The following is a 26188-nucleotide window of genomic DNA, read 5'->3' on the forward strand; positions in this document are numbered from 1 at the left end:
TTAAATCCTATCAGTTTAGACGAAGTCATGCGAATAAATTAGTTGTTAAATAGTTAAACTGTTAAATAAGTCTTGTTTGAATTGTCAGTTTTTTCTACAAGGTAGAGGATTCGTGGTGTAGCTAGCCTACACGAGAAGCCGATAACGCAGTAGAAAAAAACAACAAATGCCGCCCAAAGGGTTCGGCTAAAACGCTTTTATCTCGAACGAAATTTAACCACCAAAGTTCAACAGGCCCTAGGAGCATCGGCAATGATTTGGTAACAATTAAACGCTCTACAGAGCGGGTTCAGTGGCTTCATTTACAAATGATTCAATGACTATCGAAAAATGTTATTACTATCAAAGATAGTTCAATATGCATTATCGTGATTTTAGCTTTTTAAATTAGGCATTGTACCTAGATGAAAAACGCCCTAGGATTGATAAAAATCGAGAGTACTCATAGGCTTTCACCGCATTCTAAATAACTTCATCTGAGGTTAAAAAAACAGAGAGTCAATCAAATGGTTGCAGTAAACAAACAAAAAATTGCACCTCAAGGGCCTGAATTTTCAGAGTTAGTGCAAGGTTATTGGCGCTTGGGTGATTGGGGTATGACACCACAAGAACGTTTAACGTTTTTAAAGAAGCACGTTGAACTCGGTGTGACGACGGTTGATCATGCGGATATTTATGGTTATTACGAGTGTGAGCAATTATTTGGTGAAGGATTAGCACTAGATAAAAGCATGCGCGAACAAATTGAGATCGTCACTAAGTGCGATATCAAACTGTGTGGCGATAAAAACCCTGATTGGAAAGTGAATCATTACAACACCAGTAAGAATCACATTGTTGAATCAGTTAATAACTCACTAGCGCGCTTACAAGTTGAAGATATTGATGTGCTATTGATTCATCGCCCGGATGCTTTAATGGATGCGGATGAAGTAGCTGAGACGTTTTCTGAGTTAAAACAAGCCGGTAAAGTTAAACACTTTGGTGTGTCTAACTTTACACCTCGTCAATTTGAGTTGCTGCAATCTCGTTTAGATGCGCCATTGGTGACTAACCAGGTTGAAATTAACCCATTACACTTTGATGTAGTTGATGATGGTACCCTAGATTTGCTTCAGCAATTACGTGTTAAGCCAATGGCTTGGTCTTGTCTTGCGGGTGGTGATATCTTCAATGGCTTAAAAGAGCAGCATATTCGTGTTCGTGATGAACTGGAAGCGATTCGTGAAGAAGTTGGCGCACAAAGTATTGACCAAGTGATCTATGCATGGGTTTGCCGTTTACCATCTAAGCCTTTACCAATTATTGGTTCTGGTAAGATAGAACGCGTTCAAGCGGCGATTGATTCTCTGAATATTGAACTGACTCGTGAGCAGTGGTTCCGAGTTTGGATTGCATCGAAAGGCCACGGTGTACCATAAACCTATATACACGGCGTACTTGAATTTGCAGCTTTGTTGAGGTGTTCATTCACCCCAATCGCATAGGCAAGCTATGTTCATGGGGCCTCATTCACTTGTCGCCTCACTGCAACTTCAATTACTTTGTATTTAGTTAATAAGGAGCTCACTTGAGCTCCTTATTCCGTTGTTTGGCAACTCGCTGTTTATGGCAATTAACTAGATTGGTACGGCAATCCAGCCTGTTGAATGGATTGGCATATAGTCTCACGTATCCATTGATGGCCTTGGTCTTGATTGTTTCTTTCATGCCACAGCAACACATAAGCCATTGGCATAAACTCAAATGGTAGCGGTAATTGAGTAAGCGGATAAAGCTTTAGCGCGTGGCTAGCAAAACTCGAAGGCAGGGTGAAAATTAAATCACTATGGGCACTCACGCTCGCTGCGCCATAAAAATCCGGCACAGTAGTTTTAATTTTACGATGATGACCTAACTCTGCGAGGTAGTAATCTAACGCCCACCATTCTTTACCTTCACAGCGAACCTGCACATGTGATAACGCTAAATAATGCTCTAATGTCCATTCAGTTTCTTCAATTGTTTTTAATACAGGATGATCATTTCGCACCAAGCAAACTTGTTTATCTTTAAATAAGGTTTGGTGCTCAATGCCTTCGGGTAGCTTGCCAACATTAAACTCAGATTGAGGATGCAAATCACGCCCAGCAATCCCAAAATCGATTTGTCCGTGTTGTAAGTCGTTAAATGATTGGCCAGTCCATAGATAAGAATCAAGTTGAATATCAGGTGCTTGATTGAGTAATGAGCCAATAAAAGAGGGAATTAAAGTTTCGTAGGCACTTTCGACCATAGAAAAACTAAACTTGCGGTGACTTGTCTCAGGGGTAAACGTGGGGGGTTGAGTGATTTGGTATAAGTCTTGAAGTACGCTAGGTAAAATTTTGGCTAATGCGAGGGCATGAGCAGTCGGTTTTAAACCATGAGAAGTACGCTGAAAGAGGGGATCTTCTAGCGTATCGCGTAGACGGTTTAAACTTTTGCTTAATGCCGATTGACTTAAATTTAAACGGCTGGCGGCACGAGTAACACTTTGTTCTTCAATCAGAACTTGTAAAATCACAAGTAAGTTAAGATCGATTCTGGCTAGTTTATCTAAATTCACTGTTATTCCTTTAGGGAAATTATCTTTAGCTATTATACCATTTCTATTCATAACATCTAAGCGCTACACTAGCGGCCTTATCTGATGTGCCAACTTTTACGAGAATTCGATGCAACGCAACTTATTACCTATGTTAATGGCGATGGTGCTGCTTAGCCCATTAGCTATCGATATTTACTTACCGTCTCTCCCGACGATGGCGGCGGAATTTTCTGTTTCCAATAGTGAAGTTCAATCCACTTTAATTCTATTTTTGTTCGCAATGGGGTTAGGCCAGGTTGTGATTGGCCCGCTTGCTGACCGTTTTGGGCGCCGACCAGTTGCACTGTTTGGTGTTATTTTATATGGCTTGAGTAGCGTTCTGGCGGCTGTGGCACAAGAGTTTGAGTTGTTGCAAATTGCCCGAGTGCTACAAGGGTTAGCGGCTTGTTCGACATCAATTGTAGTATTCAGTGCGGTTCGAGATTGTTACAGCGTAAAAGATGGGGCTAAAATTTATAGCTACCTTAATGGCGCAATTTGCGTGATCCCAGCATTAGCACCGACCTTAGGTGGAGTATTAGCACTGCACTTTGGCTGGCGTTCAACGTTTGTATTTATGACCTGCTATTCCATGTTGATTTTATGTATGGTGACGTTCCGCTTCCCTGAAACTCGTCCATCCCATACGGTAAGCGATGGTGCGTTATACCGTTGGGCTCGCTATAAGCCTGTGCTGATGGATCGTCATTTTCTTTTTTATGCAATTTGCTGCATGACAGGAATGGGCGCGATTTTAACTTATGTGTCTTACTCACCTGTGTGGCTGATTGGGCATTTAGGTATGTCGGAATTAGCGTTTAGTGGTTTATTTGGTGTCAATGCTCTGATTAACATTGCTGCTTGCTTTGTTGCGCCTTGGGTGATCAAAAAACTCGGTAATCGCTCAACCGTTATCTTTGCGCTATCACTATTTATCGCTTCGGCTGCCTTACAATTTGCGGTTCAGCAATGGGAGCTTGTTTTACCATTGGCGGCTGCCGCAGGCTTTATGCTACCAATGGCATTGCTATGTATTGGTTTTGCCTTGTTGCTTGGTCCTGCAACCAGTATGGCGCTATCTGGCTTTGGTGAACGAGCTGGAACCGCGGCGGCAATGCTTGGTTTTATTCAAATGAGCGGTGCGTCATTATTGGCGGGCTTGATTCAACAAACCTCTTTAACCGCCCCTTATGCGGTGATATGTGTGATGGCCGGTGGGGCGATTATATTGTTGACGGTAATGTCGATGAAAAGAATGAATGCATGGCATGTCGAACGACTGGCTCACGATTGATGTGTCATGCTTCTCTTTATGAGTAATTAATGAAAGCCAGCCTAGTGCTGGTTTTTTTATTATATAAATTTTATATGTTTCGCTTTCAATCATTTGTGTATATGGGCTTCAGAGGCGTAGTATTAAGCTCAGATTGATAAACTTTTAAATCAGAGGTATCGGATGAAAATCTCAATGTTTAGCACAAAATCGTATGATGAAGCATCATTTTGTCAGGCGAATGAAAACCATGGTCATGAATGTCATTTTTATAATTTTCAACTGGATTTAAAAACCGCGTCAGTTGCTGAAGATTCTCAAGTGGTGTGTGCCTTTGTTAATGATGATTTAAGTCGTCCTGTACTCGAAAAGCTCGCCGGCCAAGGAACAAAGCTGATCGCAATGCGGTGTGCCGGATTTGACCGTGTTGATTTAGACGCTGCAAAAGAGTTGGGATTACAAGTTGTAAGAGTGCCAGCGTATTCACCAGAGGCCATTGCGGAACATGCAGTAGGCATGATGATGTGCTTAAATCGTCGTTTTCATAAAGCTTATCAGCGTACCCGTGATGCTAACTTTTCTTTAGAAGGTCTAACTGGATTTAACTTTTATGGTAAAACCGCAGGCGTGATTGGTACTGGTAAAATTGGCCTAGCGACTATGCGTATTTTAAAAGGACTAGGTATGAATGTTTTATGCTACGACCCATACCCTAGTGATGCCGCAAATGAGATTGGCGCAACTTACTCTTCGCTTGAAGATATTTATCAGCAATCGGATGTGATCACACTGCATTGTCCTTTAACATCAGAAAATCGCCGGCTCTTAAATGCTGAATCATTTAGTAAAATGAAAGATAAAGTGATGATTATCAATACCAGTCGAGGTGGTCTACTGGATTCACAAGATGCCATTGAAGCGCTAAAAGCCGGAAAAATTGGCGCATTGGGACTTGATGTATATGACAATGAGAAAGAATTGTTCTTCCAAGATAAATCCAATGACATCATTACCGATGATATTTTCCGTCGTTTATCCGCTTGTCATAATGTTTTATTCACCGGACATCAGGCATTTCTAACGAATGAAGCATTAGCCAATATTGCTGATACGACATTAAGTAACATTAAGCTGTTCTCGCAGGGTAAGTCTTCTGGTAATGAAGTGATCTAAAGTCAAACTATAGTAGTTAGTCATGGGGTGGAGTATTATTCGTATATCAATTTTACCCCCCCTTAAAAGAGCACGTTTTAATGATTACCCTGCAAGCTGGATTAATTTACTGCTTAATCCTGAGTTTTGTCACTTTTATTGTCTATTGGAAAGACAAACGAGCGTCAATCAAAGGCAATTGGCGCACCCCAGAAAAAACGTTACACATACTTGCTTTTTTAGGTGGATGGCCGGGCGCGTTGTTAGCTCAGCGTCTCTTTCGCCATAAAACCAGTAAGTTTCGTTTTCAGTTTGTATTTTGGTTATTAGTTGTCCTTAATTGTATTGGTACAGTTTTGATCCAAAACCCTGATTTTTATATGTAATGTGAATCAACAAGGATTACCGCCATGAACTCTGATTATCCTTTAGTTTCTGCGACTTGGCTCTTTGACCACTTTTCTGACGATAATGTCGTTGTTCTTGATACGACTACTCAACATGCTGTGGTCGGTGAAGCCTTAGAATTGCCTCGTCAGTATTTACCTAACTCTCAGCTTTTTGATATCGAAAATGTTTTCCTTGATTTAACCAATCCACTTCCAAATACCATGCCAAGCCCTGAATTGTTTACCGAACAAGCTCGTCAGCTAGGCATTAATCAAGATAGTGTGGTGGTGCTCTATGATGCTCGAGGTTTCTATTCCGCTCCTCGCGCTTGGTGGATATTTAAAACCATGGGCTTTGAGCACGTTTATGTCTTAGACGGTGGACTGTCATTATGGCAATCATTGGGCTATCCATTAGCAGATTCTTATACTGATATAGATAGAACGATGGGTAATGTGAATGCAAACTATCAAGCGCAGAAAGTGTTTAATGCGGATGATGTGTTAGCGGCGATTTCAAACGATGATATTCAAATTATTGATGTGCGTTCGCAAGAGCGATTTTTAGGTAAAGTCGCAGAGCCTCGTGAAGGGATGCGATCTGGACATATTCCATCTTCAATTAACCTACCTTTTAGTTCGCTACTTGAAGGGCATCAATTCAAGAAACTCGAGGCGCTGGAAACACTACTTGCACAGCATTTAGATGCTTCAAAACAGCAAGTATTTTCATGTGGTTCAGGCTTAACGGCGTGTATTGTCCTGATGGCGGCTTATCTTTGTGGCTATACAAACCTAGCCGTATACGATGGCTCTTGGGCTGAATGGGGCGCAAACCATGATTTACCGGTTGATATACCCAAGTAACTTCAAGGTGCGAGTTTCAGCAAGAATAAAACAAGCTTTAGGCAAGGCAAATTGAATATGATCATAGTCATTCTATCTCTGTTCAATTTAATGTAGCATAAAGCTTGTTTTAACTTGCCCTTCGGGAGCTTCATTCAAACCTTTATGCTGCGTCAGATTAGTTTGAAAGGTGCCTACATTCCTTCGCCAATCTTCCTTGCCTAAAGGTTTGGATGATAGCTCTGAATTCTGCACCCTGAAGTCACTTGGGTATATATAATAAGGAACCGTTATGACGGATGTTAGCTATCCAGTAAAAGGCCAATGTCAGTGTGGCAATGTGAATTTCACCTTGAAAACGGCACCTAAAATGGTGATTGCTTGTCATTGTAAAGAATGCCAAAAATTATCCACCAGTGCGTTTAGTATCACTTGTGTAGTGGATGCAAAGAATATTGATATTCAAGGTGAGCTAAAGCAAACCAGTCGTACTACAGACAGCGGTAATGAAAACATCGGTCATTTCTGTTCAGGCTGCGGCAATCGTATTTATCAATTAAACCCTGCTGCGCCAGATATGATTAAATTTAAGGCGGCGGCTAGTCTAGATGATACTCGAATGATTGTGCCGGCGATGCATGTATGGACAAGCGAAAAGCAAGATTGGGTTGTGATCCCCGATGATGTTCAGCAATTTGAAAAACAACGTTAATCGAAAACTGGTGAGCGTTGAATCATCTTCCCTTATCACAATGATAACTTGCATAACGGTCAAATAGGTTCGACACTGAAGCCATTCCATCACAACTTAAGGATGATGTTATGGCTCCTGTTCCCTCCAATACTTTTTACCGTACCGAACATGACAGCATGGGAGAGGTAAAAGTCCCCAAAGATGCTTTATATCAGGCTCAAACTCAACGAGCCGTCAATAATTTTTCAATCAGTTCTTTGACGATGCCACCTTGTTTTATTCAATCTGTTGCCATGATTAAACAAGCCGCCGCTAAAACCAATGCAGAGTTGGGTCTACTCGATAGTACGATGTCTAAAGCGATTCAGGCGAGTTGTCAGGCTATTATTGATGGCGAGTATCTTGACCAATTTCCGATCGATGTTTTTCAGACAGGTTCAGGTACCAGCACCAACATGAATCTTAATGAAGTGATCGCGACCTTATCAAATCAAATTCTTGAAGAAGCAACGGGGCAAGCACAGCGCGTTGGGCCGAACGATCATGTCAATATGGCGCAAAGCAGTAATGATGTGATTCCTTCGGCGATTCAGCTTAGTGCATTAATGGCGATTGAAGATGAATTGATTCCTGCCATGGAGCATTTAAGTCAAGTGTTGGAGGCAAAAGCGTCTGCACTATCTCATATTGTGAAAACCGGTCGTACTCACTTAATGGATGCGATGCCAGTAACCATGGGGCAGGAGTTATCTGGTTGGAAGGTGCAAATCGATAAAGCTCGCTGCCGCATTGAACAACTCTTGCCTGATTTAAAGCAATTGGCGCAGGGCGGAACCGCAGTCGGTACCGGCATTAATGCACCTCAAGAGTTTGCTCAATTATTTACGCAGCATCTGAGCTCAATAACGGGAAGGTCCATTCAGCCAAGCGATAACTATTTCTACAATTTAAGTAGCCAAGACTCAAGCGTAGCAGTATCCGGTGAATTAAAAGCTTATGCCGTAGCCTTAATGAAAATATCTAATGATCTACGTTGGATGAATTCAGGGCCACTCGCGGGAATAGGTGAAATAGAATTGCCAGCTTTACAACCGGGTTCATCGATTATGCCGGGTAAAGTGAATCCCGTTATACCTGAAGCCGTAGCCATGGCAGCAGCCCAGGTGATGGGGAATGACACAACGATTACGGTTGCAGGGCAAAGTGGTAATTTTCAATTAAACGTGATGTTGCCAGTGATTGCTTTTAACCTACTACAAAGCATTGAACTACTTGCTAATAGTTCACGCAGTCTTGCAGATAAATCGATAAAAGATTTTGCTGTGCGAGAAGATAATTTGGATTTGGCCCTCGTTAAAAACCCCATTTTAGTCACCGCGTTAAACCCTATTATTGGCTATGAAAAAGCCGCGAAAATTGCCAAGAAAGCGTATAAAGAAAAGCGTGCGATCATTGATGTAGCAGCTCAAGAAACCGATTTATCTCGTGAAGATTTAAAAAAGATTCTAGATCCTTATAAGCTAACTAGAGGTGGGATTGCTTGAAGTTATTTGGGTATAAAGCTCAAAAAGGCCGCGTGTGCGGCCTTTAGTATTATGAGGTTTCAAATATTACTTGTATGAAACTTCAATGCGGCGATTTTTTTCACGGCCTTCTACTGTTGAGTTATCCGCGATAGGGTTTTCTTCCCCTTTACCAATAGTGGTTACGCGAGACTCATCAACCCCTTTAGACTCCAAGTAATCCGATGCGGCTTGTGCGCGTTGTTCAGAAAGTTTTTGATTGTACTTAGCACTACCTGTTGAATCAGTATATCCAATTACATCCACTTTAATTTCAGGACGTTGGTTTAGGTACTCTGCGACAGGAGCAAGTGTTGTTTTTGCTTCTTCTGTGAGCTCAGTTGAATCATGTTCAAAAGCATGACCAGATAATGTTGCGGCTGGTAATGGTTCTTCTGCAACAACTGGTTCAGGTTCTGGCTCTTGAGCGGCGACTACTGCCGCAGTTGTTGTCGCTGCAGCGACTGGTGCAGCACTCTCTGAGCTACCAAAATAGTAACTTAGGCCAAGAGATAAGTAGTTCACATCAGACTTAGCAACACTTGAGCTACCAACATCATCAAACCATTGATACTCTGTACGGATTCGCCAGTTGTGACTTAGTTGGTATTCAACACCAGCGCCTAGCATCACAGACCAATTGTTATCACTTATATTACTACCTTGTGATAAATCGTGCTCAATGTCGTTATATGAGGTACCAACTTTACCAAATAGGTTCCAAGCACTAGTTAGGTTCCAGTCGAATTTAGCACCTAACTCACCATTTTGAACTTTGCTTTCCAGATATCCTTGAGTGCTATTAGAAGCTTTGGCTTTACCTAAGTAGTTGTAGCCACCTTCAAGAGAGAACCATTCGTTAAATTGATAACCACCGTAGACGCTGCCACCCCATGCATCATCATCACAATCATCACCGCTTTCACAGTAATCGAAATTAGCCCAGCCGGTTTTAGCACCAAGGTAAAACTCTCCGGCATTTTCTGCAGCGGCATTGACCTGTGGCGACATAAGAAGGGAAAGAGAAATGATTGACGCTACAGAAGGGTAAAGAGATATCCGTTTAATATTCATATTGGCACCAACTATAAAGTTATTTTTGTCCATACAAGCGATCCACAACTTCGATAAAGGAAATTTGGACCATGATTTTGCTAGCGAGTGATTGAAAACTATAAAGTTATCAAAAATCTACCTATACAATACTGCTGTAAGAATAGTTTATCAATCCATGAGTGTGAAACTTTTGTAAATTCTAAGTGTCATCAATTGGTTTATTGAATAATATGTTGGCGTGTGCGTTGATTATGTTATTGGTTATTTTTGAGTCTGTTTTTGATTTTTAATAGTCATTAAATTTCAATGATTTATGTTTTTTATGTGCATTGAATCATTTTTCAAATAATTAATTTTGATTAGAGTGGTGTGATTTTTAGTTCTAACCTGTAGTGATATTGCGGTCTTGTGCTTTAAATGAAAAGTTGATTATTGTGATGTGGATCTCTATTTTTTAGTGTCCTCTATCGCATAAAAAGAAAATTTCTTGGTTGCTATTTAGTTGCTAGTAAAAGAATTGCGAGTCTCTAGGTCGAGGCCATTATGGTTCATAAGGAGTATGGAATGCTTAGTTTAGGCTTGGATATTGGTGGAACAAAAATTGAAGCGGTAGTGTTAGCAGAAGATGGACAAACCATTTATCAGCAGCGAATAGCAACACCAACCAGCAGTTACTCTGAGTTTTTGTTAACAGTCAGCGATTTTATTCAAAGTATTCAAAAAACATTACAGCAGTCCATGAGCATTGGCATTGGTCTACCGGGGGCGATAAGTCCTGATAGCCAAACCATAAAAAACTGTAACTGCTTAATATTAAATGGACAACGTTTAGATAAAGATATTGCGGACATCATTAAGCAACCGGTGTATATCGCCAATGATGCCGATTGTTTTACATTATCGGAAGCGCAAGATGGCGCAGGAGCTGGGTATCCCACCGTTTTTGGCGTCATTATTGGTACAGGTTGTGGCGGTGGTGTTGTTGTCAATAGCCAGTTGCTATCTGGACCGAATGCGATTGCAGGAGAATGGGGGCATAATACATTGCCACAATACCATCGAGATAATGATGGGCTCGCACAGCAATGCTACTGCGGAAAAATTAATTGTATCGAACGTTTTATTTCAGGTTCAGGTTTTTCTGAACGCTACAATCAACAACATGGTACTGGCTACAACTCTGCAGAAATCATGGGTCTAAAACGTGCTGGCCATACTAATGCGGAACAGCATTATTCATCGTTTATTGATATGTGTGCTCGTAGTTTGGCATCAGTTATTAATGTACTTGACCCGCATGTGATTGTTCTTGGTGGTGGTTTGTCGAATGTCGAAGAAATTTACCAAGATATCAACGATTCGATTGGCGCCTATGTTTTTTCGGATGTGTGTAACACTAAGATTGTGAAAGCGAAGTACGGTGATTCAAGCGGCGTAAGAGGAGCATGTTGGTTGCCTCAGATGCATAGTGTTAAGGCATAATTTTTTTTGCTAGCCATAACGGAATTATTGATTTTGCTAGGCTAGCAGGTTAATTATCATGTTTTAGATACATTATTTACGATTGGTTTCTACATTGACCTCAGCATTGGTTTCAATTTTTTCTTCTTCATGTTTAGGCAGATCACCTTGTTGGAGCTTGGCTTTTTTCAAGGTTCTATGCAGTAATTGAGTGTAGATAGGTTGACCGCCAAGTAGCTGAGCCATAATGGTTGCCCCTAATGTGGTAATAATTAAAGGCAAAATCAGATGGTAGTTATTGGTCATTTCAATTACCAGTAAAATACCCGTGATTGGTGCTCGCACCGTTGCCGCAAAAAGTGCCCCCATGCCTGCAATGGCAAACATTCCCGGATCGATATTGAGGCTTGGATCAATTTGGAGAGCAAGCTGTCCGTAAAAGGTGCCAAACAGGGTGCCAAGTGCCAGCATTGGTGCGAAAATACCGCCAGGAGCACCAGATCCAAAGCAGACTAACGTGGTGGCAACGCGGGCAAAGAATAAAATGAGTAATAAGCTAATACTGTAATCGCCAGTAGTTGCGCCTGGAATAAGTTGAATACCACCGCCGGTTAATTCAGGAAGGTAAAGTAGTAGTAGCCCAAATATTCCGCCGATGATTGTACCAGTGATTAAGTAGCGTTTTCTGTCATTACGGTGAATCAGAACAAACATGTCTTGTGACCACGTCACTAAACGGTTAAAGGTGACACCAAAGATACCGAAAATCAAACCTAAGACGAGAAATAGCCACAAGGTGTCGAGATCTGGTGCACTATATTGCGGCATCGTGATCACTGCCGCTTGACCACTGATTGAGCGAAATACGATGGTTGCTACTACAGAAGAGATAATTACCGCTTTAATCGAGAGTAGGTTGTATCTGAAATGAGGTCGCATTTCTTCAACTACAAACATGATCCCTGCCAGTGGCGCATTGAATGCCGCCGCCAAACCACCAGCGGCACCACAAGCGAGTAGTGAATGACGTCCATCTGGATCTTTTAAGCGAAAAATATCAGAAACCATGCGGCCAATATTACCGCCCATTTGTACGGTTGGACCTTCGCGCCCCAGTACCATACCGGAACCTAATGCCCCAAGCCCACCAAAGAATTTTACCGGAATTACCCGCCACCAACGCACAGGACGAATATCATCCATCGCCCCTTCAATTTCAGGGATCCCAGATCCTGCAGCTTCTGGTGCAAATCGACTGACAAGGTAATAACCGATAAATGCCAACCCAGCACTGACTAAGATTGCTGAAAGCCATAAAGGCAGCAAAGAACTCACTTCTTGTTTAAGCCAATCGGTGCGAGTTTCAGAGACCCAATGCACGCCAATTTCAAAGAAAGAGCCAACTAAACCCGCCAAAAGCCCCACAATTACAGAAAGTAATAAAATAGATACTGGTGTCTTGTCTCTAGTCAGAATGACACCAACAAATTTTTTAGATTTGTATTGTGATAGAGAGTTTCGAAATGATTTTGAATTGGCCATTAGGTTAGATTTTTCCACCATTACTGAGAAAAGGTCGAGTATCTGCTTAGCTGAAGAATAGATACATTGAAAAATAAAGTTCTACATCATTATAAGATGCAATGAGAGTATTACATCAAATTGTTACGAAAAGTTATTTTACTTAGATCATTAAAAGTGTACATAACGAAAAATAATAATATTTTGACTAGGTTACGAGAGAGTGACTTAAAGCGCGATAGAAGATGCTATTCACTAACTTGTCATTTGGTGTTTTTGTGCCATTCTTGTAATTAGATAGAAGAGAGTGACATTTCATAACGGAGGAAATCATCTTCTATCGACGTAACCGGTTACAGAAGGTTATGTGTTTAGATAATGACACAACAATATGGATGTAAAAATTAAGTATCAATTGAAATCCTCGAATATGATCATAGCTTAATTACGCTATATGATTCGCATACTCACGATTGAGTCTCGAGGGGAGAAGCGCACTCAAATGGGTGCGCTTTTTGCATTTATGGTGATTGGTTATCTATATATCTGAGGTTACCTACTGCGGTTATCTACTGCATCTTCAAATGAGTTGAGTATAATGCGGAAATAAAATCATATACCCAAGTGACTTCAAGATGCAGAATTCAGAGCTATCATCCAGACCTTTAGGTAAGGAAGATTGGCGAAGGAATGTAGGCACCTTTCAAACCAATCTGACGCGGCCTATCTCTTATAAAAAAGAAGAGGTTTGAATGAAGCTCCCGAAGGGCAAGTTAAAACAAGCTTTATGCTGCGTTAAATTGAACAGAGATAGAATGACTATGATCATGTCCAATTTGTCTTGCCTAAAGCTTGTTTTATTCTTGCTGAAACTCGCATCTTGAAGTCATTTGGGTATAAACACACGGTTCAACGGAGTAGGACATGACACAAAGAGTGCCAACTAACATCATTACTGGTTTTTTGGGAGCAGGGAAAACCACCACCATTTTGCATTTACTCAAAAATAAGCCAAAAGACGAAAACTGGGCGGTTTTAGTTAATGAGTTTGGAGAAGTTGGTATTGATGGTGCGTTGATGACAGATCAAGGTGCGATGATTAAGGAAATCCCTGGTGGTTGCATGTGTTGTACTGCGGGCGTTCCTATGTCGGTAGGGATTAATGCATTACTTCGAACCAATCCCGATCGTTTACTCATTGAACCAACCGGTTTAGGTCATCCCAAAGAAGTGATTGCCAAATTGCAGTCTGAACAATTCATGTCTTATGTGGATTTAAAAGCCACGATAGCATTAGTTGACCCAAGGCATTTGTCGATTGAAAAATACACTGAAAATCAAAACTTCAATGATCAGCTCGATTCCGCTCAAATTATCATGGCCAATAAAGTTGATCAGGTTGCTGAAAGTGATTTAGCGCAATTAGCAATTTGGTTTGAGTCATTTAAGCAAAAGCATAGTGCTAACGCTGAACAATTGCATTTGGTTACCGCTATTCAAGGCGAGATAGATCTTTCTTTGCTAGATATTGAACGAGTGGCCTCGAATCAAGATGAAGCTAAGCACGGTCACGATCACCATCATGATGATCTAGACCCTCAGTTTGGTTTACAGCCTGGTGAAAAATTTGTCCGCAAAGAAAATAAAGGGCAGGGTTATCACAGTTGTGGTTGGTTATTCGGCGCAGAATTCACGTTTAATTTTGACCAACTTTTCTCAATGCTATCTGCACTAACGGCTGAACGAGTGAAAGCGGTAATGAATACTGACCAAGGTTGTTACGCCTTTAATGTCTCGAATAGTGTGGTGTCAGTGAATCAAATCAGTCTAGATGGCTTTGAATCTCGCATTGAAGTGATCGATAGCCAATTAATGCCGTGGCAACAACTAGAAGATGTTTTGCTTTCTATTGCTGAAGAAAAGTAAGAAATACCGATGTAGGTTGGAACGATGCAAGATGATATTTTACAAGGTGCATTACGCACTGAAATGAAAACAGTGACGGCAATGGTGGAGATCTATTGCCGCGCTCATCATCATGCTGACGACTCGCTATGTCAGCAATGCAACGATTTGGTGGAATATGCTCGAATGCGTTTAGATCGTTGTCCGTATGGCGAGAGCAAACCAACATGCAATAAGTGCCCAATACACTACTATAAACCGGAGCAAAAAGAGCAAATGCGCTTAGTGATGCGTTACTCTGGCCCGAGAATGTTACTACCGCATCCACTGTTGGCAATTCGACATTTATACAAAGAAAGAAAAAAGGCGGTAGGAAAACCTGCCGCCAATCAATCAAACCGTGCTAAGAGACTACAAAAGTAATACCAATCAAATTAATTAAGTGATTAGAGATTGCGTAAAAAAAAATCCTTGAGAACAAGGCATAAATGTTGATAAGTAGTTGCTCTACAATCCACATTTATAACGCAGTTATCGAGGGTTTTAGCAAGCAAGAATAGTCAAATAATTAATGCGATTGGTATAATATTAACGCTTGTTACGCAGGTAGCGTTTACGACGTTCTTCTTTTTTCTTAATTTGCATTTCTTTTTTACGCTCAGCTTCAATCTCAACTTGAATTAATTCTTCCGTGATCATTTCCGGCAGTTCAAGGGTGATTTTGCCGAGTGTGCCATTACGAAGTTCATGTAACAGAATCTCAGAAGCTTTATGTAGATCAATACGGCCACCGGCACGCAAAGCACCACGCTTCCGACCAATTGCTTCCATTAATTCAATTTCAGTTTCTGGCAGTTCGTCAATGTTGTAACGTTCTTTAAGTAGTTCAGGGTATTGTTTAGCTAAATATTCAACCGTATAAAAAGCCACTTCATCGTATTCCATTGCCGTATCTTTTACCGCTCCGGTAGCCGCTAGACGAAAACCACTGTGCGGGTTCTCTACTTTAGGCCACAAAATCCCCGGAGTGTCTGAAAGCACCATACCATTTTGCAAGTTAATGCGTTGCTGACGACGAGTTACCGCCGGTTGGTTACCGGTTTGCGCTATCATGCGTCCCGCTAGGGTATTGATAATCGTCGATTTTCCAACGTTTGGAATCCCCATGATCATAGTGCGAATATCTTTACCAATCGCTTCACGATGCGGAGCTAATTTACGGCACAACTCCATGATCTTAAATACTTCTTGAGGATTTTCAGTCGTGATCGCCATCGCCTTCACACCTTGCTCTTTCTCAAAGTGATCGATCCACATTTGAGTTAGTTCCGGATCAGACAAATCGCGCTTATTCAGTACTTTAACGCAAGGTTTCTCACCACGCAGTTGCGAAATAAGCGGGTTTTCACTCGAAAATGGAATGCGCGCATCTAGCACTTCAATAATGACATCAATTTTAGGTATGACTTCTTCGATCTCTTTACGAGCCTTGTGCATATGGCCCGGAAACCATTGGATATTGCCGTTAACCATTTGTTTTTTATCCTTTTAGTTTTTGGTTGTTAGGCTATGGGGTACTAAATGGGGTACTAAAAGTAAAAGTGAAACCATTAAAAGTAGTGCCGATAGCGGGATAAGTCAGTAATGCTCGCATTGTAACAGTTATGGAATTCTGAGAGAAATTAACTCGGTAGTAATTAATTTGTGCGAAATGTAGAAACATTGCTTAATGATCCGCACCACCAGTTAAGCCTAGTTAACTATGAACAGAAAAATGTCGCTTAATGCAGTGTCCAGTCTGGCTGGAGCAGATCAGTAGCGTTAAAGGTGAGTGCCACTACATGAGCCATTGCTGCCTTTCGTGCTAGTGGTTTTAATAGTTTCTCCCTTATCTGAAGATTTAATAGCGATATTAACGACCTCTTCAATGAGTAAATCATCTGGTTTCTTAATGTAGGAAGCGGTGAACTTTAATGGTTCAGGTGTCCATTTGGCATCAATCACGGTTAGGCTTCCATCTTGTAGTTGTGATTGAATTACTTCTTTGGGCAAGATGGCGATGCCGACTCCTGATTCTGCAAGTTTTATACTAGCCGATAAAGCGCTTACTGAGTAATACCTCACAGAAGACATTTTCTTTTCAGAGAAATGTCGTTGAATTGCATGATAAGGAGCCGTATTTCTTGAATACGTAATAATGGGCCAATTTGTAAAGTGCTGGCTAGATAAATCTAATTTCATTGCAATTTCAGGGCTAGAAACCCAATGAAGAGGATATTCACCTACGGGATAATTTATTACTTGAGGTGAAGAAATAGGACCTAATAAGATCGCTATATCGATATTATGTGCCAGTAGTTCTTTGCTTAAGTTTACTGTGGCATCAACGACTAATTCAATTTCTATAGCGGGATAGCGTTTGTTGATGGTTGCGAGGAATGTGGGAAGCCATGTATGAACAATGGTTTCTGATACACCAATTTTTATTAAGCCTGATAGGGCATTAGAACCATTAGCTTTGTACATAAATTGAGTGGTTGAACTCAATATATTTTCAGCCATAGGTAATAACGCTCTCCCTTTAGGGGTCAGTACGACATTCCCTTTTTCTCGTTTAAATAGGCTTGTATTTAATGTTTCTTCCAAGTTAGATATGCGAACAGAAATAGCGGGTTGAGTTGTACATAATTGCTTAGCAGCAAGTCGAAAACTTCCTAAACTAGCAATCGAAACAAACGTTTCCAACTGTTTTAGGTTTATCATTCAACATCCTTTTATTATTCATTTCTAGCTATAAATTTAACTTCCTTATAACATCATAATTTATTTTTATCAGTCTGGTCAAAAAATCGCTAATAGACATTATGTGAATACAGGTTACCTTTAACTTTGTGATAACAATATTTTGCCAAAGGAGTGGTGACTATGATTGAGTGTTCTTCTCAACTTTCATTAGATAAATTACGCCAACTTATTCGATCAAATACCTATACAGGTTCAACAAGTGGCTTAGCTTCTGGTTACTTGCAAGCGAATTTGGTGATCCTACCAAAGGAGTGGGCGAATGATTTTTTATTATTTTGTCAACGTAATCCCGTCGCATGTCCTTTGATTGGTATGACTGATCCTGGTGAAAAACATCTATCTGATATTGGTCTAGATATCGATATCAGTCTTGATACACCTGAATATAATGTTTTCTATGATGGTGAATTTAACCATTCAGTTTCGGATTTAACAGAACTTTGGCGTGATGATTTAGTGACATTTGTCTTAGGCTGTTCATTCTCATTTGAAGAAGCCATGATCCAATCTGGACTACGGATAAGAAATATTGACCAGGGCTGCAATGTTTCAATGTACGATACTAATATTTCATGCCAAACAGCCGGCCGTTTTCACGGCAATATGGTCGTATCGATGCGTCCATTCACATCTGCAGATACCATTCGAGCGGTTCAAATTACCACTCGCTTTCCTAAAGCACATGGAGCCCCAATCCACTTCGGGACTCCATCTTTAATCGGTATTTCAAACCTAGATTCACCTAATTATGGTGATGCGGTTCAGCTCAAGCCTGATGAAGTGCCGGTTTTTTGGGCTTGTGGTGTCACGCCTCAAAATATTATCCGAAATAGTAAGCCTCCATTTTGTATTACTCATGCTCCAGGGAAAATGCTCATTACCAACCGTTTGAGTAATGAATTTGCCTTCCTTTAACTGATAATACGAGGAAATCAAATGAAAATTAATTGTGATATGGGTGAAAGTTTTGGGTTATGGCAATTGGGGCAGGACCCTGCTGTTATGCCATATGTCGACATGGCTAACATTGCTTGCGGTATGCATGCTTCCGATCCCACCGTTATGAAGTCAACGGTAAAACTCGCAAAAGATAATAACGTTTTGATTGGTGCTCATCCAAGTTATCCCGATATTCAAGGATTTGGTCGACGGTATATGGCGATGAGCTCCGAAGATCTTGAGTCGTGTATTATCTATCAGTTGGGAGCGTTACAGGGAATCTGTCAAAGTGAAGATGCGACCATGAGTTATGTAAAACCTCATGGTGCTCTTTATAATGCGATGATGAAAGATGACCAAGTGTTTCATACTGTTTTATCTGCAATAAAAAAGTTTAATAAGACCCTTCCATTGGTTGTTATGGCCGTACCTGATTATCAACATTATCAAGCGCTTTCTGATGAATACGGCATTCATTTATGGTTTGAAGCTTTTGTTGATAGAGCATATGACGAAAATGGTCGTTTAATGCCTAGGACTGAGCCCAACTCATGCCACACCACTTTAGAAAAAGTAGATTGGCAAGCTAAGCAGTTGATGGAAAGTGGGTCAGTGACAACGCATACAGGGAAAACCGTGTATGTTAAAGCTGACACACTGTGTATACATGGAGACGGACCTTTAGCATTATCTATTGCTCAACGCTTACGTATGAGGGTGGATAATATATGAACATATCCCCTGTAAATGAAAATACAATCATTGTTTATTTTTCAGATACTGTGAATTTGGAAACCGCAGATAAAATCTCAATTGCGGTTACAGCTCTTCGGCGCCGATTAAGTACTCATATTATTGATGTCATTCCATCGTATACCTCAATTTTAATTAGCTTTGATTTATTAACGATTGATCTTAAAACTTTCATGGAAGCGGTAAATTACACATTGAGTTTGTGTGAAAAACGCAAAGTAAAATCGATGGGGAAAGTGATTGAATTACCCGTTTATTATGGTTTAGAAGTGGCATTAGATGCTGACCATATAAGTGCTTACACTGGTTTATCATTCGATGAAGTAGTCAACCTTCATAGCTCGATGAGTTATCGGGTGTATGCAATTGGTTTTGCACCAGGGTTTGCTTACTTAGGTAACACAGATAAACGTATTGAAATACCTCGTAAAGAAACGCCGAGACTTAAGGTTCCTATGGGCAGTGTTGCGATAGCGGACCGACAAACAGCAATCTATCCGAAACAATCTCCAGGTGGTTGGAGTGTCATTGGTAAGACACCGGTAAACTTAATTGATTTTGAAAAAGACAACCTTACTGAATTTGAGGTTGGCGCACAGATCCAGTTTAAATCAATTGATAAAGAGACATTTCTTGAAATGGGAGGATGCTTATTTCCAGAAGAGAGTGACTTTAAGAAGGAGGAAGCATGTCATTACAAATAATTACTTCTGGCCCTTTGAGTTTGTTGCAAGATCTTGGGCGATATGGACATCAATCTATAGGCGTTACAACTGGAGGCCCTATGGATGAACATTCATTTTTATGGGCAAATCGTCTACTCAATAATGATCCAAACGCAGTGCAAATTGAAGTCACGATGGGACAGTTTAGCTGTCAATTTAAGAAGGAAACGACGTTTTCTTTGACTGGGGCTGATATGGGGGCAACGTTAAATGGTGTTTCTATAGAGTGCTGGCAATCTCATTCTGTTTCCGCTGGAGATCAGTTAACCCTTAGAGGCTCTCGAGCTGGAATGAGGGCATACATTGCAGTTAAGGGAGGGTTTAATGCCATTCCATTACTAAATAGCTGCGCAACGGTAATGCGGGATCAGATGGGGGGAATCAATGGTGACGGTAACAAGTTAATGGCAAAGGATACAATAGGTTATGCTGAAACTACTCCTATGCCTCTCACATGTGTTCCACCGGAGTTTATTCCTAAATATAAGCAATCGATTACCTTAGATGTATTTCTCGGATATCAGTATGAATCCTTTTGCGAATTACAACGAGAGAAGTTCTTCACCTCAACTTATCAACTCACTCCACAAATGGACCGAATGGGCTGCCGGTTTAGTGGTGAGCCTATTCTATGCCAAAAACAAAATCTCATTTCAGAAGGGATTGCAGCGGGTGCAATCCAAATCCCTCAAGATGGTCAGCCAATTATTTTGCTAAAAGACCGACAAACCATTGGGGGCTATCCCAAGATTGGTTGCATTAGTGCTAAAGGACAACGTTTATTAGCTCAGTGTTTACCAGGTGCTGAGATCCAATTTGTTGAAAAGGATATTTACGAAGCACAAGAAGAAAGAAGGATTGAACAAGCGTTCTTTGAAAGCTACATCGGAAGGCGTCGAGTCCAAGAAGCCAGTTAAATGATAAGAAAGGCAACAATGGATGATTGCTGCTTAATATACAGGGGGTAATGCATGACAATTGAAAAATCAGCACAAGATACAGCGGGTGAATTGAATTTCATTCAAACCAATAAGAAACAAATAAACTGGTCATTGATCATGGGAGCCGCATTTTTGATGGCAACCTCAGCTGTTGGTCCTGGGTTCTTAACTCAAACGACAGTATTTACCCAAACCTTAGGGGCAAGTTTTGCATTTGTGATTCTGGTTTCGATTATTTTAGATATTGGTGCTCAACTGAATATATGGCGAGTTATTGTTGTATCTAAGAAGCGAGCTCAGGACATTGCGAATGATTTATTACCCGGCTTAGGAATAGCGATTGCAGGGGCTGTTGCACTAGGGGGGCTTGCTTTTAATATAGGTAATCTTGGTGGCGCGGGGATGGGGATGAATGTAATCTTTCCTGGGATAACTCCTGTGGTCGGAGCGGCAATAAGTGCCGTCATTGCAATCACCTTATTCTTGTTAAAAGATGCGGGAAAGGTCATGGATCGATTCACAATTGTGATGGGGGGAGCTCTCATTGCAATGACGTTATACGTTTTATTCTCGACAGAACCTCCGATTGGAGAAGCCGTTTATAGAGCAGTATGGCCGGAAAAACTAGACGTATTGGCTATCGTTACTCTTGTTGGTGGGACGGTCGGTGGCTATATCACTTTTGCTGGTGCCCATCGTTTGATTGATGCTGGTGTGACAGGTAAAGAATCGTTACCGCAGGTGAATCGAGGGTCTATTTCTGCTATTAGCTTAGCATCAGTTGTGAGAATCATTTTATTTCTTGCTGCATTAGGTGTCATTTCTACTGGGGTTACTTTAGATCCTTCGAACCCACCAGCATCAATGTTCCAACATGCAGCAGGTGACGTTGGGTACAAAATCTTTGGATTAGTATTATGGACGGCTGCAATTACTTCTGTTATTGGTGCCGCTTATACTTCGGTTTCGTTTTTAAAAACGCTTCACCCTTTTATTGAAAAGAACTCACGAGCGTTCACTATTGGATTTATTGCAACATCAAGTTTGATTTTCTGCTTTATTGGAAAGCCTGTAATTCTTTTGATCGTTGCTGGAGCCGTGAATGGGTTTATTTTACCCGTTACGCTAGGAATAATGTTGATTGCATCTCGTAAGAAAGCAATCGTTGGTGATGATTATCATCACCCAGTTTGGCTCTCCGTCTTTGGGTGGTTGATTACCGCAATGATGGCGCTAATGAGTATTTATACTCTTTACATTATGTTGCTTACATAATGTAAAAGTATTGGTTAAACGCAAAAAAGCCTAAAAGATACAGTGAATGAGAAAAAGAAATATCAAACCACCATTCATACTTTCGTTTGCATATACCATCTAATTACTTAGTGTAAATAAATATATGGTTAACTTATTGTTTCGAACGAATAACAAAATGCATATGAAAGCTTTTAGTGTAATTAGAAGCTATTTCTATAGTTTACTTTGGGGTTTCACCAAATAAGTGTTTGTATTAGTCATTGAATGCACTGGTATGGAAGAAACCATGCTCTAATGCTAAGTCAGAAATACAAGTAATTTTTATGTTATTTAACAGATGGAGTCTGATTGCGTTTAGTCTGTTGTTTTTAATGTATTGGATTGGAGATATGCCTAAACAGCGTTCAAAATTATAGTGGATGGTCCGTCGACTCTGATCTGCTCTAACCAGACTGGACACGGCATTAAGTGACATTTTTCTGTTCAAAGTTTACTGGGCTTAGATACCCAAGAGCACTGTGCCTTCTCGTCCGATTATAATCAACCTCAATGGACATCATATCAAGTTATCTCTTAAGCAATCTTTATCCGTACCGCATCTGGTCGCCAATATTCAAACTCACAATCGATCAACTCGCCATCTTGCTTATAATTGGTCCGCTGAATTTTGAGCACGGGTTGGCCTTCCGCTAAGTTCAACGCATGTGCTACATGCCGAGGGGCTGCGGTGGGGATCACTTCAAATTGCGAGTGAGAAGTCTGATAGCCGTACTTGTTTTGATATAGCAAGGTTAACGATGAAGTGAGGCATTCTTCTAAAATCCCTTCAAATAACTTTTCTTTTAAGACGTTTTCAACAAATAAAACCGCGCGGCCATCGATTAAACGCAAACGCTCAATAATGAGAATTGGCTCTGGTTGCTTTAAGGCTAATGCTTGTGCGTAATCAGCATTGGAAAGCTCTTCACGAACCTTTATCAAATGGGTTTTCGCAGTTCGATTTTGGTCATTGACCATTTGATGAAAGTGGCAACGAGAGAGAGGGTTATAGGTTAATCGCTCTGGTGAAACGTACCAACCACGACGCTTTTCTCGGTAAATCACCCCTTCAGTTTCTAGTGCAATCAGCGCATCTTTTATCGTAATGCGAGTAGTGTCAAACAAGGCACTCAGTTCCCTTTCTGATGGGATTTTTTGTCCTTGTTGTAACTGCCCTAAATGAATTTTATTTTTTAGTTCTGATTTGATTTTGCTGAGCTGCGTTGTAAATAGGGGGGCATTGTTCACTTGTTTTCTTGACCTAGTCCATGAGTAATTCCTATTAAATTTAATCATCAAAGGTAACAGAAATATGACAAGCCTCGCTGAGGCACCCTGAAATGATTCCGTCATATAAATTCATTAAAACTGTCAAGAAATTGGCACCGAATCGTCATTTTTCATCCATAGCATAAATGCTGAATTTACTGACCTAGTCCAGAAGGATGGAAAAACATGAAAACCTTAACAAGTCGTTCAATTCAATTTCCGATAAAGCATGTTGTGACTGCATTGATAGCGGTAGGTGTCTCTTCATCAGTATTTGCAAAGGAAAGCGATATCGATTCATTAGTGACTGCAGCAAAGAAAGAAGGCGCGGTATATAGCGTTGGAATGCCAGATAGTTGGGCAAACTGGAAAGATACCTGGCAAGATTTGAATGAGAAGTATGGTTTAAAACACCAAGATACGGATATGAGCTCAGCGCAAGAAATTGCTAAGTTTGAAGCGGAAAAGAAAAATGCAACGGCAGATATTGGTGATGTCGGTTTTGCTTTTGCACGTGTTGCGGTGAAAAAGGGTGTGACTCAGCCGTATAAACCAACGACTTGGGATGAGATCCCTGATTGGGCAAAAGATAAAGACGGCCATTGGGCACTTGCCTATACCGGTACGATTTCTTTTATCTCAAATAATAACCTAGTAAAAGATGCACCGAAAACTTGGGCTGACTTATTAAAAGGTGACTATAAAGTGACGGTTGGCGATGTGGGGGTTGCGGCGCAAGCTAACAATGCAGTATTAGCAGCGGCGTTTGCAAATGGTGGTGATGAAGCGAACTTAAAACCGGCATTAAAGTTCTTTGGTGAACTGGCGAAACAAGGGCGTTTGTCATTTACCGATCCAAGCATTGCGAACCTTGAGAAAGGGGAAGTCGAAGTAGCGATCTTATGGGATTTCAATGCCTTGAACTATCGTGACAAAATCGACAGAGAGCGTTTCACCGTCAATATTCCACAAGATGGCTCTATCATTTCTGGTTACACCACCTTAATTAACAAATATGCGAAAAACCCAAATGCGGCCAAACTTGCTCGTGAATACATCTTTAGCGACCAAGGACAAATCAACTTAGCTGAAGGGTATGCGCGCCCTATCCGAACGAACATTACTTTGCCTAAATCGGTACAAGATAAACTACTGCCTAATGAGCAATATAAAAATGTTCATCCAGTGACTGACTTTGCCGCATGGGAAAAATCAGCACGTAAACTGCCACGCCAATGGCAAGAAAGCGTTTTGATTAACCAGAAGTAGGGCCATGAGTATGAACAATAAGGTTATCCTTGTTGTTTTAGATGGACTGAATAATCAAGTAGCCCGTGATTGTATGGGCTACTTAAATGGTCTACTAGAGCAGCAACGCGCCACATTTTATACCGTGCAAAGTGAGCTACCTTCCATGTCTCGCCCGTTATATGAATGTATTTTAACTGGGGTTCGTCCGGTTGATAGTGGCATTGTCAGTAATCAAATTGTGCGACGTTCACATCATGAGTCCATATTTAGCCTAGCAACCTCGCAAGGCAAAACCACCGCAGCGGCTGCCTATCATTGGGTGAGCGAGTTGTATAACCGTGCGCCTTATGAGGCAGTACGTGACCGATTTACTCATGATAAGGCTCTCAATATTCAGCATGGTTGTTTTTATCACTGGGATGATTATCCAGATGAAGCTTTGTTCTTGGATGCTGAACATTTAAGACAGACGCATCAACCTGATTTTTTGTTGATTCATCCAATGAATATTGACGATATCGGTCATAAATTTGGTTTAGATTCTCGTCAATATCGAAACTCAGCTCGTCATGCCGATATTATTTTGTCGCACTATATCGATACCTGGTTACAAGAGGGCTATCAAGTGATTATCACCAGTGATCACGGAATGAATAATGATCTATCCCATGGCGGTATTTTGCCAGAAGAAAGAGAAGTGCCATTTGTGGTGATTGGTGATGGGTTTTCGCATCAAGACTGCAAGATTAAACAAACTGATATTTGTGGCAACGTATGTCAGTTGTTGGGCATTCAACATCAAAAAGATGTGACTCAAGGATTATTAGCCGTATGAATTCTCCTCTCTTATATTCCGCCACAGTGACGCAATCAAAGAGGAAAAAGCAGCCTGTTTGTCTTTGGTTCAATAAGATCAAACCTGCCGTTTGGCTTGTGCCTTTCGCCGTGGTGTTTTACTTATTTCAACTCGCGCCTATGTTGTGGGTGTTGGTCAATAGCTTTATTTATGATGAAGCGTTTGGCTTGGATAATTACCTAGAAGTACTGGATTCTGCATTTATGATGCAAGCGTTCGGCAATAGCTTATGGTTGTCGATTTGGTCGAGTTTTATTGGACTGGCGATTGCCGCTTTATTGGTGTCGTCACTGAGAAAAGTAAGTGGCAGACTGCGCGATGCGGTGATTGCCTTTACCAATATGAGCAGCAATTTTGCCGGCGTTCCGTTGTCATTTGCTTTCATTATTATCTTAGGCACCAATGGCGCGGTCACTTTGTTGCTTAAACAATATGGTCTGCTGGGAGATTTTGACCTGTATGGACAATGGGGCCTGTTGGCCATTTATATCTACTTTCAAATCCCACTCGCGGTGCTGCTGCTTTATCCCGCGTTTGACGCTTTAAGCGATGATTGGCAATCAGCTGCATCTCTACTTGGCGCCAATACCTTTCAATACTGGTGTCGCGTGGCGCTTCCTGTGTTATCTCCTGCATTGCTCGGAACCTTTATTATTTTAGTCGCCAATGCAATGGGGGCTTATGCCAGTGTCTACGCATTAACTTCCGGCAACTACAACCTGATCACGATTCGTATTGCGAGTTTGGTGTCTGGAGACTTATTCCTAGAGCCGAACTTAGCCGCCGCCATTTCCGTTATTTTGATGGGTATTTTAGCCTTCATTACAGTGATTAATCAGTGGCTTATTTCAAAAAGTTATGCAGCGAAAAAGGGAAGTAAGTAGTC

At 41.0% G+C, this 26188-nt stretch carries 25 protein-coding genes; 18 read left to right on the forward strand and 7 right to left on the reverse strand.

Annotation, left to right across the window (positions count from 1 at the left end; genetic code table 11):
- Nucleotides 1-506 precede the first annotated feature (506 nt).
- On the forward strand, nucleotides 507-1421 hold the full coding sequence (locus tag K358_RS0105075) for an aldo/keto reductase (protein WP_027695800.1): 915 nt from the start codon (nucleotides 507-509) through the stop codon (nucleotides 1419-1421).
- Nucleotides 1422-1615: 194 nt separating this feature from the next.
- Here K358_RS0105075 and K358_RS0105080 read toward each other — a convergent pair whose 3' ends face one another.
- On the reverse strand, nucleotides 1616-2587 hold the full coding sequence (locus tag K358_RS0105080; protein ID WP_027695801.1) for a LysR family transcriptional regulator: 972 nt from the start codon (nucleotides 2585-2587) through the stop codon (nucleotides 1616-1618).
- 109 nt (nucleotides 2588-2696) lie between these two features.
- On the opposite strand from K358_RS0105080, the gene K358_RS0105085 reads away from it, so the two are divergent.
- From K358_RS0105085 to K358_RS0105115, 6 genes are all read left to right on the forward strand, one after another.
- Nucleotides 2697-3902: a multidrug effflux MFS transporter gene (locus K358_RS0105085; protein WP_027695802.1), complete on the forward strand. Its 1206-nt coding sequence runs from the start codon at nucleotides 2697-2699 to the stop codon at nucleotides 3900-3902.
- Between the two features lie 162 nt (nucleotides 3903-4064).
- The gene (locus K358_RS0105095; protein WP_027695803.1) at nucleotides 4065-5054 is read left to right on the forward strand and encodes a 2-hydroxyacid dehydrogenase; all 990 of its coding nucleotides are present in this window, start codon (nucleotides 4065-4067) and stop codon (nucleotides 5052-5054) included.
- Between the two features lie 80 nt (nucleotides 5055-5134).
- Nucleotides 5135-5419 (forward strand): DUF1294 domain-containing protein, encoded by a 285-nt coding sequence (locus K358_RS18105; protein ID WP_038149717.1) that lies wholly within the window; start codon nucleotides 5135-5137, stop codon nucleotides 5417-5419.
- A 24-nt stretch (nucleotides 5420-5443) separates the two neighbouring features.
- Nucleotides 5444-6289 carry a sulfurtransferase gene (locus tag K358_RS0105105; RefSeq protein WP_027695804.1) on the forward strand — a complete coding sequence of 282 codons (846 nt, stop codon included), beginning with the start codon at nucleotides 5444-5446 and terminating at the stop codon, nucleotides 6287-6289.
- 271 nt (nucleotides 6290-6560) lie between these two features.
- Nucleotides 6561-6980, forward strand: coding sequence for a GFA family protein (locus K358_RS0105110; protein WP_027695805.1), 420 nt, complete (start codon nucleotides 6561-6563; stop codon nucleotides 6978-6980).
- Between the two features lie 110 nt (nucleotides 6981-7090).
- Nucleotides 7091-8506: a class II fumarate hydratase gene (locus K358_RS0105115; protein WP_027695806.1), complete on the forward strand. Its 1416-nt coding sequence runs from the start codon at nucleotides 7091-7093 to the stop codon at nucleotides 8504-8506.
- 66 nt (nucleotides 8507-8572) lie between these two features.
- Here K358_RS0105115 and K358_RS18110 read toward each other — a convergent pair whose 3' ends face one another.
- Complete coding sequence (locus K358_RS18110; RefSeq protein WP_169716284.1) at nucleotides 8573-9598, reverse strand: OmpA family protein; 1026 nt, start codon at nucleotides 9596-9598, stop codon at nucleotides 8573-8575.
- A gap of 546 nt (nucleotides 9599-10144) precedes the next feature.
- On the opposite strand from K358_RS18110, the gene K358_RS0105125 reads away from it, so the two are divergent.
- Nucleotides 10145-11062 carry an ROK family protein gene (locus tag K358_RS0105125; RefSeq protein ID WP_027695807.1) on the forward strand — a complete coding sequence of 306 codons (918 nt, stop codon included), beginning with the start codon at nucleotides 10145-10147 and terminating at the stop codon, nucleotides 11060-11062.
- Between the two features lie 72 nt (nucleotides 11063-11134).
- Here K358_RS0105125 and clcA read toward each other — a convergent pair whose 3' ends face one another.
- Entirely contained in the window at nucleotides 11135-12583 is a 1449-nt protein-coding gene (gene clcA / locus K358_RS18115) for a H(+)/Cl(-) exchange transporter ClcA (protein WP_051241195.1), read from the reverse strand.
- Nucleotides 12584-13486: 903 nt separating this feature from the next.
- Here clcA and K358_RS0105135 point away from each other — a divergent pair.
- Both K358_RS0105135 and K358_RS0105140 read left to right on the forward strand, forming a co-directional pair.
- Nucleotides 13487-14488, forward strand: coding sequence for a CobW family GTP-binding protein (locus K358_RS0105135; protein WP_027695808.1), 1002 nt, complete (start codon nucleotides 13487-13489; stop codon nucleotides 14486-14488).
- Between the two features lie 24 nt (nucleotides 14489-14512).
- Nucleotides 14513-14890: a nitrous oxide-stimulated promoter family protein gene (locus K358_RS0105140; RefSeq protein WP_027695809.1), complete on the forward strand. Its 378-nt coding sequence runs from the start codon at nucleotides 14513-14515 to the stop codon at nucleotides 14888-14890.
- A 165-nt stretch (nucleotides 14891-15055) separates the two neighbouring features.
- On the opposite strand, the gene ylqF is transcribed toward K358_RS0105140, so the two are convergent.
- The gene (gene ylqF / locus K358_RS0105145; protein WP_027695810.1) at nucleotides 15056-16000 is read right to left on the reverse strand and encodes a ribosome biogenesis GTPase YlqF; all 945 of its coding nucleotides are present in this window, start codon (nucleotides 15998-16000) and stop codon (nucleotides 15056-15058) included.
- Between the two features lie 288 nt (nucleotides 16001-16288).
- Nucleotides 16289-17230 carry a LysR family transcriptional regulator gene (locus K358_RS0105150; protein ID WP_051241196.1) on the reverse strand — a complete coding sequence of 314 codons (942 nt, stop codon included), beginning with the start codon at nucleotides 17228-17230 and terminating at the stop codon, nucleotides 16289-16291.
- Nucleotides 17231-17392: 162 nt separating this feature from the next.
- Between K358_RS0105150 and K358_RS0105155 the strand changes: the two genes are divergently transcribed.
- The 5 genes from K358_RS0105155 to K358_RS0105175 are packed head-to-tail and all read left to right on the forward strand — an operon-like array spanning nucleotide 17393 to nucleotide 21905.
- A complete protein-coding gene (locus K358_RS0105155) occupies nucleotides 17393-18187 on the forward strand; it encodes a putative hydro-lyase (protein WP_027695812.1) in 795 nt (264 codons plus the stop codon).
- A 21-nt stretch (nucleotides 18188-18208) separates the two neighbouring features.
- Nucleotides 18209-18943, forward strand: a complete 735-nt coding sequence (locus tag K358_RS0105160) for a 5-oxoprolinase subunit PxpA (RefSeq protein WP_027695813.1) — start codon at nucleotides 18209-18211, stop codon at nucleotides 18941-18943.
- Nucleotides 18940-19668, forward strand: a complete 729-nt coding sequence (gene pxpB / locus K358_RS0105165; protein ID WP_027695814.1) for a 5-oxoprolinase subunit PxpB — start codon at nucleotides 18940-18942, stop codon at nucleotides 19666-19668. The genes K358_RS0105160 and pxpB overlap by 4 nt, the downstream gene beginning before the upstream one ends.
- A complete protein-coding gene (locus tag K358_RS0105170) occupies nucleotides 19653-20606 on the forward strand; it encodes a 5-oxoprolinase subunit C family protein (RefSeq protein ID WP_027695815.1) in 954 nt (317 codons plus the stop codon). Before pxpB ends, K358_RS0105170 begins: the two co-directional genes overlap by 16 nt.
- A 54-nt stretch (nucleotides 20607-20660) precedes the next feature.
- A complete protein-coding gene (locus tag K358_RS0105175; protein ID WP_051241197.1) occupies nucleotides 20661-21905 on the forward strand; it encodes an NRAMP family divalent metal transporter in 1245 nt (414 codons plus the stop codon).
- Between the two features lie 235 nt (nucleotides 21906-22140).
- On the opposite strand, the gene K358_RS19570 is transcribed toward K358_RS0105175, so the two are convergent.
- Nucleotides 22141-22362: a helix-turn-helix domain-containing protein gene (locus K358_RS19570; protein ID WP_083962757.1), complete on the reverse strand. Its 222-nt coding sequence runs from the start codon at nucleotides 22360-22362 to the stop codon at nucleotides 22141-22143.
- 98 nt (nucleotides 22363-22460) lie between these two features.
- Nucleotides 22461-23174: a UTRA domain-containing protein gene (locus K358_RS0105180; protein WP_027695817.1), complete on the reverse strand. Its 714-nt coding sequence runs from the start codon at nucleotides 23172-23174 to the stop codon at nucleotides 22461-22463.
- A 207-nt stretch (nucleotides 23175-23381) separates the two neighbouring features.
- Here K358_RS0105180 and K358_RS0105185 point away from each other — a divergent pair, with 207 nt between their 5' ends.
- The 3 genes from K358_RS0105185 to K358_RS0105195 are packed head-to-tail and all read left to right on the forward strand — an operon-like array spanning nucleotide 23382 to nucleotide 26186.
- On the forward strand, nucleotides 23382-24464 hold the full coding sequence (locus K358_RS0105185; RefSeq protein WP_027695818.1) for an ABC transporter substrate-binding protein: 1083 nt from the start codon (nucleotides 23382-23384) through the stop codon (nucleotides 24462-24464).
- Between the two features lie 10 nt (nucleotides 24465-24474).
- The gene (locus K358_RS0105190; protein ID WP_027695819.1) at nucleotides 24475-25281 is read left to right on the forward strand and encodes an alkaline phosphatase family protein; all 807 of its coding nucleotides are present in this window, start codon (nucleotides 24475-24477) and stop codon (nucleotides 25279-25281) included.
- A gap of 26 nt (nucleotides 25282-25307) precedes the next feature.
- Entirely contained in the window at nucleotides 25308-26186 is an 879-nt protein-coding gene (locus K358_RS0105195; protein ID WP_425315031.1) for an ABC transporter permease, read from the forward strand.
- Nucleotides 26187-26188 lie beyond the last annotated feature (2 nt).

The sequence above is a fragment of the Vibrio litoralis DSM 17657 genome (assembly GCF_000426765.1).
GTDB classification, from domain to species: Bacteria; Pseudomonadota; Gammaproteobacteria; order Enterobacterales; family Vibrionaceae; genus Vibrio; species Vibrio litoralis.